The 14,252-nt window shown below is 48.6% G+C and carries 17 protein-coding genes and 1 tRNA gene; 10 read left to right on the top strand and 8 right to left on the bottom strand.

Going from position 1 to position 14,252, the window contains the following annotated elements:
* The 4 genes from AXFE_RS21505 to AXFE_RS10495 all read left to right on the top strand — a co-directional run.
* Nucleotides 1–329, top strand: a 329-nt coding sequence (locus AXFE_RS21505) for an IS1595 family transposase (protein WP_407071684.1), incomplete at its 5' end; no start/stop codon positions are given.
* Between the two features lie 39 nt (nt 330–368).
* Nucleotides 369–647 (top strand): hypothetical protein, encoded by a 279-nt coding sequence (locus AXFE_RS21500; protein ID WP_407071679.1) that lies wholly within the window; start codon nt 369–371, stop codon nt 645–647.
* A complete protein-coding gene (locus tag AXFE_RS21495) occupies nt 544–810 on the top strand; it encodes a transposase (RefSeq protein WP_249685680.1) in 267 nt (88 codons plus the stop codon). The genes AXFE_RS21500 and AXFE_RS21495 overlap by 104 nt, the downstream gene beginning before the upstream one ends.
* Nucleotides 811–1,351: 541 nt before the next feature.
* Nucleotides 1,352–2,584, top strand: a complete 1,233-nt coding sequence (locus AXFE_RS10495; RefSeq protein ID WP_052605814.1) for an NAD(P)/FAD-dependent oxidoreductase — start codon at nt 1,352–1,354, stop codon at nt 2,582–2,584.
* On the opposite strand, the gene AXFE_RS10490 is transcribed toward AXFE_RS10495, so the two are convergent.
* On the bottom strand, nt 2,581–2,910 hold the full coding sequence (locus AXFE_RS10490) for an FmdB family zinc ribbon protein (protein WP_052605813.1): 330 nt from the start codon (nt 2,908–2,910) through the stop codon (nt 2,581–2,583). The two genes, AXFE_RS10495 and AXFE_RS10490, sit on opposite strands and share 4 nt — an antisense overlap.
* Before the next feature lie 439 nt (nt 2,911–3,349).
* Between AXFE_RS10490 and galU the strand changes: the two genes are divergently transcribed.
* From galU to AXFE_RS10460, 6 genes are all read left to right on the top strand, one after another.
* Nucleotides 3,350–4,309 carry a UTP--glucose-1-phosphate uridylyltransferase GalU gene (galU, locus tag AXFE_RS10485; RefSeq protein WP_052605812.1) on the top strand — a complete coding sequence of 320 codons (960 nt, stop codon included), beginning with the start codon at nt 3,350–3,352 and terminating at the stop codon, nt 4,307–4,309.
* A 643-nt stretch (nt 4,310–4,952) separates the two neighbouring features.
* Nucleotides 4,953–6,173 carry a molybdopterin molybdotransferase MoeA gene (locus AXFE_RS10480; protein ID WP_082058669.1) on the top strand — a complete coding sequence of 407 codons (1,221 nt, stop codon included), beginning with the start codon at nt 4,953–4,955 and terminating at the stop codon, nt 6,171–6,173.
* A 116-nt stretch (nt 6,174–6,289) separates the two neighbouring features.
* The gene (moaA, locus tag AXFE_RS10475; protein WP_052605810.1) at nt 6,290–7,297 is read left to right on the top strand and encodes a GTP 3',8-cyclase MoaA; all 1,008 of its coding nucleotides are present in this window, start codon (nt 6,290–6,292) and stop codon (nt 7,295–7,297) included.
* 61 nt (nt 7,298–7,358) lie between these two features.
* Nucleotides 7,359–7,865 (top strand): cyclic pyranopterin monophosphate synthase MoaC, encoded by a 507-nt coding sequence (gene moaC, locus AXFE_RS10470; protein ID WP_052605809.1) that lies wholly within the window; start codon nt 7,359–7,361, stop codon nt 7,863–7,865.
* Nucleotides 7,866–7,964: 99 nt separating this feature from the next.
* Nucleotides 7,965–8,600 carry a hypothetical protein gene (locus AXFE_RS10465; protein WP_052605808.1) on the top strand — a complete coding sequence of 212 codons (636 nt, stop codon included), beginning with the start codon at nt 7,965–7,967 and terminating at the stop codon, nt 8,598–8,600.
* Nucleotides 8,601–8,618: 18 nt separating this feature from the next.
* Nucleotides 8,619–8,694, top strand: a tRNA-Ala gene (locus AXFE_RS10460).
* Here AXFE_RS10460 and AXFE_RS21490 read toward each other — a convergent pair.
* From AXFE_RS21490 to AXFE_RS10435, 7 genes are all read right to left on the bottom strand, one after another.
* Nucleotides 8,645–10,390, bottom strand: a complete 1,746-nt coding sequence (locus AXFE_RS21490) for a recombinase family protein (RefSeq protein ID WP_407071685.1) — start codon at nt 10,388–10,390, stop codon at nt 8,645–8,647. The two genes, AXFE_RS10460 and AXFE_RS21490, sit on opposite strands and share 50 nt — an antisense overlap.
* A gap of 61 nt (nt 10,391–10,451) precedes the next feature.
* On the bottom strand, nt 10,452–10,865 hold the full coding sequence (locus tag AXFE_RS10455; protein ID WP_052605807.1) for a helix-turn-helix domain-containing protein: 414 nt from the start codon (nt 10,863–10,865) through the stop codon (nt 10,452–10,454).
* An 86-nt stretch (nt 10,866–10,951) separates the two neighbouring features.
* Complete coding sequence (locus AXFE_RS10450; protein WP_052605806.1) at nt 10,952–11,551, bottom strand: antirestriction protein ArdA; 600 nt, start codon at nt 11,549–11,551, stop codon at nt 10,952–10,954.
* A 109-nt stretch (nt 11,552–11,660) separates the two neighbouring features.
* The gene (locus AXFE_RS10445) at nt 11,661–11,978 is read right to left on the bottom strand and encodes a hypothetical protein (RefSeq protein ID WP_052605805.1); all 318 of its coding nucleotides are present in this window, start codon (nt 11,976–11,978) and stop codon (nt 11,661–11,663) included.
* The gene (locus AXFE_RS20005) at nt 11,975–12,115 is read right to left on the bottom strand and encodes a hypothetical protein (RefSeq protein ID WP_160291823.1); all 141 of its coding nucleotides are present in this window, start codon (nt 12,113–12,115) and stop codon (nt 11,975–11,977) included. The genes AXFE_RS10445 and AXFE_RS20005 overlap by 4 nt, the downstream gene beginning before the upstream one ends.
* On the bottom strand, nt 12,112–13,173 hold the full coding sequence (locus AXFE_RS10440; RefSeq protein WP_052605804.1) for a DNA-methyltransferase: 1,062 nt from the start codon (nt 13,171–13,173) through the stop codon (nt 12,112–12,114). The genes AXFE_RS20005 and AXFE_RS10440 overlap by 4 nt, the downstream gene beginning before the upstream one ends.
* On the bottom strand, nt 13,170–13,973 hold the full coding sequence (locus tag AXFE_RS10435) for a replication-relaxation family protein (RefSeq protein ID WP_160291822.1): 804 nt from the start codon (nt 13,971–13,973) through the stop codon (nt 13,170–13,172). Before AXFE_RS10435 ends, AXFE_RS10440 begins: the two co-directional genes overlap by 4 nt.
* Between the last annotated feature and the right edge of the window lie 279 nt (nt 13,974–14,252).

The following is a 14,252-nucleotide window of genomic DNA, read 5'->3' as shown; positions in this document are numbered from 1 at the left end:
ACCATCGAAGAAATGCAGCATCTCGAGCTCCACTTTTTCAATGTAAATCTTGTCGACGTCAAACTAGCGTTACCTCCAGAACCATCTTCCATCGAAGCCATATCTCTTTATCCAAGTGGTTCTCCGCTATCTATCTATTGTCCAACGACAAGCGTGGTCTTTCGGCTACTACCATTGCTAAATTCGTTCAAGTATCTTATTCGACTGGCTGGTTGATGCTAAATAAGCTACGAAAAGCAATGGCTGACCGAAATGGTTTATATAAACTTGGAGGAAACGTCCAGGTAGATGAGTTCTTTTTAGGTAGTGAGAGCCATGGCGAAGGCTAAAGAGGAAAGGGAACAAAACAAACCAATGTCCTAATTGGAGTGTCGATTAGCAATGGTGCTCCTACTCATTGCTTCATGGAAGTAATCAAAGATACCACTGCTAAATCATTCAAAGATGTTTTTGTGAGACGTTTAGATTCCGATACCAAGCTGATAAGTGATGGTAACCCAAGTTACGGGGTATGTGCTGAAAGACCTTGGACTAGCGCATTCGATCACTCTATCCAAAGACGAACAAGCACATGTAACATTCAAATGGCTCAACATCCTGATAGGGAACTGCAAGAAATTTATCGACGGAACATACCACGGACGTGAGGAACATAAGCAACTTTACCTCGAGGAATTCGCATACCGATTCAACCGAAGGCACTTTGAAATGTCCTTGGTAGAGCGACTTCTCAATACATGTGTGTTTGCGTCTCCACATCCGCTACTCCGCGAATCTGATTCCAAAATGGCTCTTGCTTACGAAACTTGATAAGTATGAAACAATATATTAGATCCGCCATTGCTAGATGCTATGGTCTTCACTCTGCAAAATCAACACTTGCTTTGGTGATGCTTTCATGCGGTCCGATTGATCTCAAGCTCCCCTACGAAAGGGTTGCTTGATCCACATCTATGTTAGGAGAGCCACAAATACTTTATTACAGCTCTGACCTTTAACACCGCTGCCTATCATCCAATTCGATGGTAATTTTGCTCCGTTAAAGGAGAGCCAGTAGCAGCTTTATACTTAGCAAAAAGCTCCAGACAGAAGGTTTTTCTTCGAAAATGCTCGTACATAAGAGCCATCAGGATGGTGCCTTTCATGAGATAGCCATCCATGCTCGATGAATTTAATTGGATTATTCGTATTAATTAAATATTTCCGTTGGTCAATTCGACAAAGCAAGTCTCAAATTCCAAGTAAAATAACAAGAGGTCAACTTCTAGACATCTCTGGGAATCATCCAAAATTACGCCAACTTCAAATATTCAGCCCTTTCAACCTAGGAACAATCACAAAGGATTCAGATATGACACGCGTTGTAATTGTTGGAGCTGGATTTGGTGGACTAGCCACGATGTCGGCTCTGGCCCACCAAGATGTAGAGATTACTTTAATAGACAAGCACAACTTTGCCACATTTCAACCGCTACTATACCAAGTCGCGACCGCTGGCCTAAATCCGGGAGATGTAGCATTTCCTATCAGGACTCTTCTAAGAAAACAAAAAGGCGTAACCTTTCGACAAGGGATGTTGGCGGGTGTTGACAGTGCTGCAAACGAAATTTCCCTAGTGGACGGAGCGCGGGTACCCTATGACTTTCTTGTTTTAGCGATGGGGGCAACTACAAACTTCTTCGGAATTCCCGGCGCAGAAGAGCACTGCCACGGCATCTACACCCTCGATGAAGCGCTCGCGGTGCGAAACAAAGTCTTCTCTCTCTTTGAACGGGCAGCATCCCAGGGCATCAAAGGAAATGCAATGACCACAATCGTCATTGGTGGAGGTGCGACCGGCGTCGAGATGGCAGGTGCCCTTGCCGAATTGAAGCTGCGCGCATTTAGAACAGACTATCCATCGCTAGATCCCGCCCAAGCGCGAGTGATCCTAATTGAAGCTAGAGAGCGACTCCTAGGCGCCTTCTCGCCAGAGCTCTCAAAGTATGCCTCAGCTGAGCTGAAAGGTCGTGGCGTCGAAGTCCGCCTCAACACTGAAGTGAAAAGCGTAACCGATGCTGGAGTTCACCTTGCCAACGGCGAATTCATCGACTCTCGACTGGTCATCTGGAGTGCAGGTGTTGGGGTTTCAAAACAGTTCTCAGATTTAGGGCTGCCCCAAGGCAGACAAGGGCGCTTTGAGGTTGGCGATGACCTTAGGGTCGTAGGCCATGAAAATATCTTCGCGGTTGGCGACATAGCTGCAACCCTAGAGTCAGACGGAAGCCTAGTTCCGCAACTAGCTCAGCCCGCAATACAGACAGGCACGCACGTTGCCAAGATGATCCAGGCCTTAATCACTTCAATGCCGACCACACAGTTTGTCTATCGCAACAAAGGGACGATGGCCACTATTGGAAGAAATGCAGCAGTCGCCGAACTAACGAATGGAATGAAACTCACGGGATCTACCGCATGGCTCGCATGGTTAGCTCTACACCTTTTGACCCTATTGGGCGTCCGCAATCGCCTATCGGTATTGCTCAATTGGAGTTGGCATTACATATCTTGGGGTCGTGGTCCCAGAGTAATACTTGGTGGTTAGGACGCGTTAGATGGAGAGGCAGGCGCCGGCGAACTTTCCGGTGTCGACTTCTTCTCTGTTGTCGCTGCTGGAGCCGCCGACTCTGATGTGGTTGGCGCAACTGTAGTAGCTTCACCAGTTGAAGCGGGCGGTCTAATAGAACTCGAAGTGGATTTGGAATCGTTTCGGTAGAATCCACTTCCCTTGAAGGCAATTCCTATGCTTCCAAAAACCTTGCGAAGTTCTCCGCCACAAATCTCACACACCGTCAAGGAATCGTCCGTAAAGGATTGAGTCACCTCGAAGTTATTGCCACAAGACTTGCAGAGGTATTCATACTTTGGCACTTTTACTCCTAAATCTAAAGGTCTTTCACGATTAGCACTCAATATATCTGAGTGCTAATTTTAGTATGGTTTGGCCTTAAGTTCGTACGCATGACTTCGACGATAAAACAAAGTGATAGAACAAAATCTCTTCGGTGCCGGAAAGATTGCAACTGACGCGAAACCTCTGCACCAAAAAGATTAACCCACTTCAAAAGTAGTCAAAGTCAGATCATCGCGATCAAAAGGTTAAAAGCGCCGTCTTTATTGGGCATCCTATGGTGATTTCCACCGCCTCAAAGCTAATCTTAGAAATAGATAAATCTAGGATTGGAGTCTTCTAATTCTACAAATCTCACACTAGCAATTGCATTTTAAGGATTAAGATTATATAATCAATAGCTATAGTCGCCGGGTTGTCAAAATGCGACCCAACCGACAACCCGGAGGCTACCTCACCATGGGAGAGGTAATACTCAAATTGAAACAAGTTCGCAAAGCCGTGATACCAGCCGCTGGCCTCGGCACAAGATTTCTTCCGGCGACCAAAGCTCAACCTAAAGAAATGCTTCCCGTAGTCGACAAGCCCTCAATACAATACGTAGTCGAAGAGGCACTCGCAGCAGGTTTAGACGACATCCTAATTGTTACCGGCAGATCAAAACGATCGATCGAAGATCATTTTGATCGATCATTTGAGCTTGAGTACTACCTAGAAGAAGGCAACAGAACTAAAGAACTGGCGGAAATTCGTAAAATCAACCACCTAGCCGAGATTCACTATGTTCGACAAGGGGATCCACGAGGTCTCGGACATGCAGTACTAGCTGCTAAAGCTCACGTTGGAAGCGAGCCCTTTGTCGTTCTTTTGGCTGATGATATTGCAGCGTCGGACTCTACCCTATTACCTGACATGCTGTCACAATTTTATCGAAACGGTCGTTCTGTAATTGCCCTTCGCGAGGTACCAAAAGCCGACATACGTCTTTATGGATGCGCTGTGCCTGAATTCGTGACTCCAAATTTTGCTAGAATATCAAAAATAGTTGAAAAACCTACCGTAGAGGATGCACCTAGCAACCTAGCAGTTACTGGAAGATATATATTCACTCCGGAAATCTTCGATGCGCTTTCAGAGACAAATCCGGGCTTTGCTGGTGAAATCCAATTAACTGATGCAATTCAAATTCTTCTTGGATGGCAGGCAATCTATGGCCTCATCACCTCGGAAAAACGATATGACATCGGAAATAAATTGGATTACCTGAGGGCAACGGTCGAAACTGCACTAGATCGCAGCGACCTCTCGGGTCCATTCAGAGAAATTCTTGCAAACGTGGTTGCCAATGATACAAAATTACGTGAAATGTGCCAAGACCTGCTCGATATAAAGATTGATCTAGATCGCAAACTCATATAAGTTCTGTCTGATTTAGCCACCGATACTATAGCTGATATGGTAATTGCTCTGCATGATTCCACAAATATCCTGTAGAACCGAAAATCCGTCAGAAGCAATTATTTTAAGTAAACCCTCTAAATATTGATTCTCAACCGACGCTTTACCCGGAACCACAAAACCCAACAAACTTATTCTGAGTCAGATCTTTAGGGCAAATCTTGCAAAAATCGAAACTCAAGCCTTCTAGTTACAAGTGCCGTCGAATCTACTACCAATTCGCCAAGATACTCAAAGCACAGTCTCAACAACTACTCAAAATCTCATCGTGGCCACAAAGAGATTAAAGAAGTACCGGCAAACCTACAATAAAGATTCATCAACCAACAGATCACGCCTCGGGTAAAATCACCCTTGCAAACTCCCCCATACGGGCATCGGCTAAATAGGCTTGGGATCACTTTTTTGGCCTTAGTCGCCACCCCAACCAAGGCGCAATCATCCAAGTGAAACCCCTGGCGCCCAGATTCCCAAGATCGGATCGCCACCATGGAGACCATTAAGAGTGACCGCACTTCTTTAGCCTGTACGCACTCGCCTTAAATTTCCATTTTGAATCTAACGTAGGTATATAAAAGGAAATATCTAGTTAGGTTCAAAGAGAATGATCCCCTTAACACAGGCACAGCAGTACGTATTGTCAAATATTGATACCTCACGGGCAATGGCAATTCCTATCGACGAAGCAAACGGACTCATTACCTCGGGTTCGCTTGAGGCCATGGAAGAAATTCCCCCATTTGACAACACAGCAGTCGACGGAATAGCCATTAGATCAGAGGAGATAGATCGTCTAAACCTCTCAGGGAGCATCGAGGTAAGAATCGCAGCCACCATTGCCGCCGGTAGCCCAGACAAGGTAGAGATTGCCCCGGGTACATGCGTTCGAATCATGACGGGCGCACCAATACCATCAAATTGTTCGGCCGTGGTAATGATAGAAGATGTCGTTGCTAGCGATATTATGGCGACTATTTCTTGTCGAATTGCGCCGGGTGACAACATACGACGCAAAGGTTCAGACATAGCAATTGGAACTCGGCTCTTTGAATCAAATACCCGATTAACCCCAGCTCATATAGGTGTATTAGCATCTGTGGGATTTGCGAAAGTGCCAGCCTTTCGCCGAATCAAAATTGGCGTGATCTCGACCGGAGACGAACTCGCCGAGGTCGGACAGGCCCTAACCTACGGAAAGATACGAGATTCAAATCGTCATTCCCTACTTGCAATTGCATCCTCAAGCGGCGCCAACGTCCTCGATCTAGGAATCGTGAAAGATAGACCAGAGGATCTACGCAAGGCATTTTTAGACGCAGCCAAAGAGGTAGACGTCATAATAACCTCTGGCGGCGTCAGTGTAGGAGATTTCGACTACACCAAAGCAATCTTAAACGAACTGTCAAATGGAAAAGCTCAGTGGATGCAAATCGCGATACGACCAGCCAAGCCCTTTGCGTTTGGAAAAATCGACAACACTCCATTCTTCGGTTTACCCGGCAACCCCGTCTCCGCGTTAGTCAGCTTCGAACTATTGGTCAAACCCGCGCTTCGAAAGATGCAAGGAGATCTAGAGCCGCTCCCTCGGCCAGTTTTAGCAAAAGCCACCGGCGCTTACAAGCGAACCCCTGACGGTAAAAGACACTTTGTACGTTCGAATCTACATGTAAATAACAGTGGAGCCCTAGCAGTAAAGCCTCTTGACAAACAAGGTTCACACATGCTCCATGAGATGTCGAAAGCAAATTCTCTTATCATCGTCGAAGACGGAGATGGATTCCTCAAAGACCAAGAGGTCGAAGTATTACCTCTTGGTGCTCTTTAGAGAAACGACACATTCAACTCAAATAGAACCCTCAAAGAGAAACGAAAGTTACATCTAGTGCCAGAACCAACCAAACACACTCCGAATTCCAACCATAGTGATAGGCTTTGAATACTATGCAGGAAAAAGCTTTGGTGGACTCATTCGGAAGGGTCGTAAAAGATCTAAGAATTTCAATTACCGATCGATGCAACTTTAGGTGCCTCTACTGTATGCCTGCCGAGGGGATGCAGTGGGTGCGTCGAGAAGATGTGCTCACCTTCGAAGAGATCGTTAGAATTGCACGAATTGGAGTCGAAAGATACGGCTTCGACGGGATCCGCTTGACAGGCGGAGAACCGACAGTTCGCGCACAACTTCCACTCCTTGTGGAAAAGCTTTCGTCCTTGCGAAATCCGCTTACTTCAAAACCAGTCGATATCGCAATGACGACCAATGGGGCCACACTCTCCACTTTGGCTGAAGATCTAAAAAAAGCTGGGTTGAACAGAATCAATATATCCCTTGACACTTTGGACCGGAAAAAATTCGCTCAAGTTACCCGACGCGACCAGCTACTAAAAGTAATAGGTGGAATTCAAGCTGCAAAAGCCGTTGGATTCGATCCCGTAAAACTAAACGTGGTAGTAATGAGGGGAATTAATGACGACGAAATACTTGATTTCATCGAATTTGGAGTAGATCTGGGTGTCACACCACGCTTCATTGAATTTATGCCTCTTGATGCAGACGACGCTTGGTCTGAAAATAAGGTAGTGCCCTCCGATGAGATAGTCGACATTATAGCTAGCAAATACTCATTGACAAAGATAAACAACGGTTCAGACCCTGCTAGCCGATATCGCTTAGGAGATACCAACCACGAGTTTGGGGTAATCCCAACTGTAACAGAACCATTTTGTGAGAGTTGCGACAGAGTTCGCATTACAGCCGAAGGACAGTTTCGAACTTGTCTCTTTGCTATCGAGGAATACGATCTTCGTGAGATCATGCGACGCGGAGGCAGTGACGACGAATTGGCTGCGGAAATGGAACGAGCTGTGGGTCTCAAATGGGCAGGGCACCAGATCGGCAACGTCAACTTCTTACGTCCCAATCGTTCAATGAGCCAAATCGGGGGATAAAATCGCGCAAAGATCGCGCTAAGGCATCACAGTGCAAAAATACGATCTAGGCTTAACCCCTATGACAGACTCCGGATTGACCCATCTAGACCCACTTGGACGCGCTCGCATGGTAGACGTCACACCCAAGGAGCCAACACATCGACGAGCGGTTGCGCGCTGCCGGGTTGTGATGGAGGCTGAGACAACGGCTAAAGTTGCCAGTAACGCAATAAATAAGGGTGACGTGCTCGGTGCGGCACGAATCGCTGGGATTCAAGCAGCAAAACGAACTTCGGACCTAATACCCCTTTGTCATCCACTCTTGGTAGGGTCCATCTACGTAAACTTTCTTATTGGAGACGACTTCGTAGAGGTTGAGGCCCAGGTTGAGACGATCGATCGAACCGGAGTTGAAATGGAGGCCATGACGGCGTGTTCTATCGCTGCGCTAACGATCTATGACATGTGCAAGTCCATAGATCGATCGATGACCATAACAGATCTCGCTCTTTGGGAGAAGGTGGGCGGGAAATCTGGAACCTGGAAACGACCCGGCCACGATAAGCTCGCAGATCCGCTTTTTTAACGTCAATTAAAGGCTAATTCCAAAATAGAGATGGACAAACCTAATAAATTACACTAGTGTAATTTATTAGGTTAACGAGGAATTCCTAAAAGGCTGAAAATGAATATTATTTTGGTACTTTCAGGGTGGTTTATTGCCCTAGTTACAATTAGCGCTGTAAAAGTGCATAATAGAGGCGTCGTAACCTCAGTATCACAATTTCACGAACAATTGCTAGTACTTGGCAGGACCTCAACACTGCATAACGGTGAAGATAATTATTCCACGACTCACACCCTTTACATGCGACAAACCCACCTTCATAGCCATAATCATCAGCCTCATAGGGTCCTGACACAAAGCGCCACTGACTCAACCGTGAGAAATCATCCGATCACCGCAGTTGAGCGAAGAACTCGTACGCTTTTCGCACTCTTGACAGCACTGCTATTGATGACCCTAGCTCTTGTAATTTCTGCCTCATTTTTTGCACTTTTAGGATTTGTCGGAGTCTTGGCACTGGTAATCGTTTACATCTTGGCTCTACTTTCAATCAAGCGAAACCGCAAAGGATCCCATTATCGCCGGCAGAACGCCCAACTTCAATATCCGTCGCCGGCTCCTCGCTCGCCACGTGAAGATAGTCCGCAAAGAGCTCCATATCTGTCAAGACAGGCACTAAATGAGGATGTTAGCTACTTTGAGCTAGAGGGCCAACTCCAAAAAGGGGATCCTCTTAAAGTTGGTTACTACTAAGCTAAATAAGTAAATAACGGGGGTGTAGCTCAGTTGGAAGAGCGCTACGTTCGCATCGTAGAAGTCGGCGGTTCGAGTCCGCTCACCTCCACCAGATGCATGACGTCCAAACCCTGGGCGAAAGCAATGCCAATATAATTTTGCAACTTCTCAAATGAGAATCTGAATGGGTTTCTGTCTTGTAGATCAATATTCTCAAATCGCTCTGGAATCGGCACTACCCTTGGGTTTCTTTCTAAAAAGACATCCATCCCATCGGTGTACTCATAAGCTGTAACTCCGTCTTCACAGACCATCAGTCGAGTGAAGACCGCCTGGTTCAGTCCTCTACGAACTTTATCATTCGCGTATCGATAAGCTTCGGGAAGTTCAGACGCCCATCCAATAGCTTTGTTGAGCGTCTGTTCTACGCCGTCAAATGCCAGACTAGATTCGTCGAGCTGTCTTAGAGCATTGTCCATCGCTGTGCTGATGCGATCCTGTTCAGATCCCAATAAGTCCATCGGCACTGCACCTTGGTAATATGCATCAAGCAACTTTTTTCGCTCAATGACTAGCTTGGCGATCCGAGACTGCTGCAGATGTTTTTGTTGTTCCGCATCAGCTCGGGCGTCGTCAAGGCCACTCGCGAGAACTGAACGAAGTTCTTCCGCTCGCACTGAGGTGATTCGAACTCCTTGCCAGAATTCCTCCACTCGTTGTTCAACAAGCTCCACCTGCAGTGCCTTTTGCCAGCAGGACTGGCCGTTGGCTTTTCGCCCCAGACAGTAGAAATAGACGTAGGTTCCCCCACGTCCAGTTGCGTGTGTTAGAGATAGGCGCCCGCCACACTTTGCGCAGAATATGGTACCTTTGAGATAATGCTCGTGTTTCCAATGCCGCTCCCCTGAAACATTATGAGCTGTCAGTACTTCCTGTACTCGACCAAAAACTTCAGCCGATACCAGTGGAATGTGCTTGCCAGGGTATTCAACGCCGTGATATACCACGACGCCCTTATAGTACGGTCTTGTGAAAAGTCGCTGGAGAAGGGATAGATGCAATGGCTGTGATGGTCTCTTCGGAGTTGGACGAGTCGTTAACCCACGTTCTGTAAGTTCCGCTAGCAGCTTAGCGAGCGACCACTTCCCGGTTGCGTATTCTTCGAATGCCCACGTGATAAGAGGTGCACGCTCTGGATCTACTTCCACCCAGCGCTTATCTTTCTCAGCATTGATACCTTGAACGTTAACATATCCAATTGGCGCAAGCGATGGAGTTCCACCGTCTTTGACTTTCTGTAGCGTCTTGCGTTTGATATCGTCGCCCTGATTGCGCGATTGATACTCATTGACGACGGCCAACATTCCCTGAAGCATTCGACCTGAAGCAGTCTGATCTATTCCACCCTCCATACAGGAGATCAGGGTTGCACCAGACGCCTCCAAACGCATGGTGATACTAGCATCATCCAGGCGGTTACGGGCAAAGCGACTGAGCTGGTGCACGATTACGTAGTCGATGTCTCGTTCTTGGGTCACCCGATCAATAAGCGTCAACATGGCAGGGCGCTTGTCGACGCTGGTGCCACTGTCCTTGTCTATGTATTCATCTACGATTACCGCTCCAAGCTGGTGGGCACGGTTTGAACAAGCTGCTCGCTGAGTCGGCAGGGAATAGCCCTCCGGGTTTCCATCACGTTCCGCCTGTGCCTTGGTGCTGACACGGATATAGGCAACGGCACGTTTGGTGGAAATATCCTGAGGAACTGTATCGTTATCCTCCGGATTTGACCTCTGATCGCGGGCCATCTCCGTTGGAAGTGTAAGGGTGCTTTGATCAGTGTTTGTCATGGCCTCTGTTGCTCCTGACTCATGATGCGCTATTTCTGATTTCATCATCACCTGCCTCTTCTGTAATTGGAATTGCCTGATTGTTGTCTAAACCATGACGGGCTGAGAGTTCTTCGAAGAGTTTCTTCAGCTCTATAACCGCAGCTGCCGGAAGATCCCGATACTTGGTTTTCAGATAAGACTCGAAGGTTGGCAGTTCTTCTGGTACCAGGTATCCGGCCCGGGCGTATACATCGGCCAACGGTATCTGCAAAAGGCTGGCGAAGCGGGCCAGCTTGTCTGGCCTTGGAGCGGCGAATTTGCCTTGTTCGAAACGCACCACGGTTGAGCTGCGCACTCCAGCAGCATCGGCCACCTGATAGACCGAGTACCCCAGTTCCTTGCGTTTCTGGCGGAATAATTCTCCGAGTGCTTGTGATTGTTCTGGATTCATGAATATTGTTCCTTTTCCCAATACCCATTCTACCAGGAATAATGCGCGTACGCATCCCATTGTTGCCAATTCCACAACGTGGAAATTCAATAAATTTCATCAAATACATAAACGCCCCCGTCTCCCTCGCTTGTGGAAATGCTTCCAGATAATTCAAGGTCTCTGGCAAAGGCTTCAATGTCAACACGGATATAAGACCGAAGGTGTTCTGGCACGATAGTCTCAATCAGATCGTTATAACCGAAATCATCAAAGAGTTGACCGGCGTAGTCAACCAGGCTGTCAAAATGTCCGCGATAGGCATCTTCAAAACGACCCAGTGCTTCGGGACTACTATCTTCAACCAGTGCCGCCCAGTGGGCATAGGCCACTCCGTGTTCAGTGATTCCCTGAGCCAGTAGGGAAACAGTTTTAATGCTCTCGTATTCACCGAGTTTCAGCGGTCCAAAGTTCTCATAGTCGTGTATGGCATATTCTTCAGCTCCGGGTGTTGGAGATCTTGTCAGCATGTCTTGAATTGCTGAGTGGATATCTTCTGGTTCCTGTGAAGCATTTATCCATGTGCCGTGCAGGTAGCCGTCGTTGTAGTCACTCAGGCTGGCCACGTAAATGCGTGGCTGATCTTCCAGGTATTCAGTCTTATTTTGTTCTTGTCCATCTACTTCTATCTTTGGTTCTTCTTCCATAGTTCACCTCCTTAGTTATTCGTTATCTTTTGTTGGGTTGATGACAGGGACTTTCTTGAGGGTCGCATAATTGCGATTCAGAAAGTCCCTGTCAGGGTGGAAAGGATGCTCAGCTCAAAGCTGGCTCATTTTCCTTTGAGCGGTTGGACCGTTGGGATTTTGCTCCCGTTGGACCGCCTTGCTCCGGCGCTACACTTTCGCCCCCGAATAGGGTGACGATGGCTTCACGCCGTTTGGCGGCATCGCTCTCGATTTCAGCGAGAACGGCTTCAGCCCGTCCAGCCAGTTGCGGATTGCTGCGCTTTGTCTCGATGAAACTCTCGATGGCTTGGCGAATAGCGTCGCTTATCGTGAGTTCTTCGAGCTGGGCAATCATTGTCAGCTGGGCGTGTGTATCTTCTTCAAGTCGAATGGCTAGTGATTTCACAGTGCCACCTCCTGGCAGAAGTACTTGAGTGCAACATGGCTCATAACCATATCCTCCTCGGTTTGGTGCGACCGGCGATCCCCTAATGGCATCTCCTCGTAAAGCCGCATTTCACCGACGAGGTACTCATGCATCATGAAGCCTCCTTCTTTGCTTGTTTTTCGGTGCTAGCCTTGGTGATCCGTTCCATGGCCAGTTTGGCAAAGCGGGGGTTCAGCTCAATACCAAGCCAATCCCGCCGGTGTGCTTCAGCAACCAGGCCAACGGTTCCGGCCCCAAAAAACGGATCGAGCACCACTCCGGGACGCCACCCCTTGCGACATTTACAAGATGGACGTAAATCACCAGGTACAGTAAGCTGCCCAACGGTCTTAGCTTGATTTCGCTGCCAAGGACCGCCGCAACCAACACAGACCTTTTCCGGACAGGTCGCCAAAAGCGGTTGCTCTACCAGGCGGGGCGGGAAAGTGGCGAAATGCTCACCTCGGAAGTTTGCTGATGCCATTGTCCAGACATCCCCGGGATTCTTACCTAGCGGATGACCACTCAACCCCTGGGCCTTTAACTTTGCCAGTCCAACGTTGTTGCCAGCCAGCGGTCCGGCCCAATTTGGTGGACTGGCCGATAATGGTGGGTAGGGCTTCAGTGCTTTGGCGGGGTGTTTCAGTGACGTGAGATGCGGTATCCTGATGGCATCAAGATCGAAGTAGTAATGATGGGAACGGGTCAGGAAATAGATCACCTCCCAGGTGCACGACAGTCGATCCCGAACGCTGCTTGGCATGGAACGGGTCTTGGCCCAGATGACTTTGTTTCGAATCGTCCAGCCGTCTTCTATAAGAGCAAGTGCCAACCGCTCCGGTCCCAGCAGCAGACTTTTCGACGGTGCGCCAAAATGTGGGTGACGACTGAAGCTGTCTCCCAGGTTCAGCCAGACCGATCCGGTTGGCTTGAGCACTCTTGAAAGTCCACCCATTACCAGACGTAGCTCATTTACCCAGGCTGACACGTCAGGCTCAAGACCCATCTGATTCTTAGTCCCATAGTCCCGAAGCTGGAAGTACGGCGGCGAGGTAACGACAGAATCCACTGAAGCCTCGGGGATTTCCGCCAGCCGCTTGCGGGCATCACCGACGATGACGGTGTTTAGAGTGATTGAGCTGTCGGGCAGACTTCTGCCTTGGCGGCCGTTCATGAGCTGCCTCCACTCAATGTCGACAACCCTTGTTCAAAGACGGTAGTGACAAATAGTTCCTTGGTTAATCGATGATCACGGGCAATGGCTGCTTGTAATCGTGCAGTACGTTTGTTATCTGGCATAATCCAGCAAACCTGGGGATGGAGACCGTGAGCCGCCTGTTCCTTGCCGGAGCGATAGTAGGCGTCATATATGCGACACTTGCGAAGAAGGGCTGGCAGGTGTTCACTGCCTCTGTCGATCTCTATGAACCATCGCTGTTCGTAGTCGCCCACACCGAGCGCCAGGAACAGATCAGGCCGCAGAAACATCGGACCGCCCAATCCGGAAAATTTCCGCCAACAGCGAGGCTCGCTCTGACAGCTCAGAATCTCGAACGCACCTTGACGGTTGGCTAGGGTCACGTCAACCACAACCTGGGAGACAGCCAGAGTGTGATCGACAAAAATCGTGGTTGGTTCCCGAAACCTGGGACGATTGCCACCTGTTGCCGTTACCCGATGGCCAACCGGACCAAGGGCGTAAATATACGAAGCCGATCCGGCCCTAACCCCACCGACCCGACGATCCAGTCTCACCAGCAACCGGTCCCTGGTTAGTCCGACCAGAACCCGACGACAGCTGCGGGCCGCCGATAAGGCACTGGCGTGATCATCGGCTGAAAAATAGAGAACTTCGATCTGGCGAGTACTCATCAGCCGCAGCTCAGAAACTTGGCGGATTATCTCAAGATCCCGGGTTGAGAGTTGTTCGCGAGATCTTCTGAGTCCCTTTGAACTGGTTCGTTGATCACTCATCGAAACCTCCCGGAGTTGCATACCAATTCCGCGCCTGTAGAGAGAGTATGAAAGGTGTAAGTGAGTGGGAATTTGGCAACACGATGGGACAGACAACCCTTTGCAATTAGCTGATTATTGATTGTTCTGGGACTTCTGTCCGTCGAGTAATAGCCTTTATTTGCCGCCGTCGGCTCAGGCCTCCGGCCTTTGGCGAAGAAAGAGAGAATGCAGCAATGTAGCAATAGAGTCCGCGCCCTTGTCGGAGCGTTTATGACTTCTGGCCAGGTGGTTCCCACC

The sequence above is a fragment of the Acidithrix ferrooxidans genome (assembly GCF_000949295.1).
GTDB classification, from domain to species: Bacteria; Actinomycetota; Acidimicrobiia; order Acidimicrobiales; family Acidimicrobiaceae; genus Acidithrix; species Acidithrix ferrooxidans.
The sequence above is the reverse complement of the archived record's forward strand: the minus strand, read 5'-3'. Positions and strand labels throughout refer to the sequence as shown.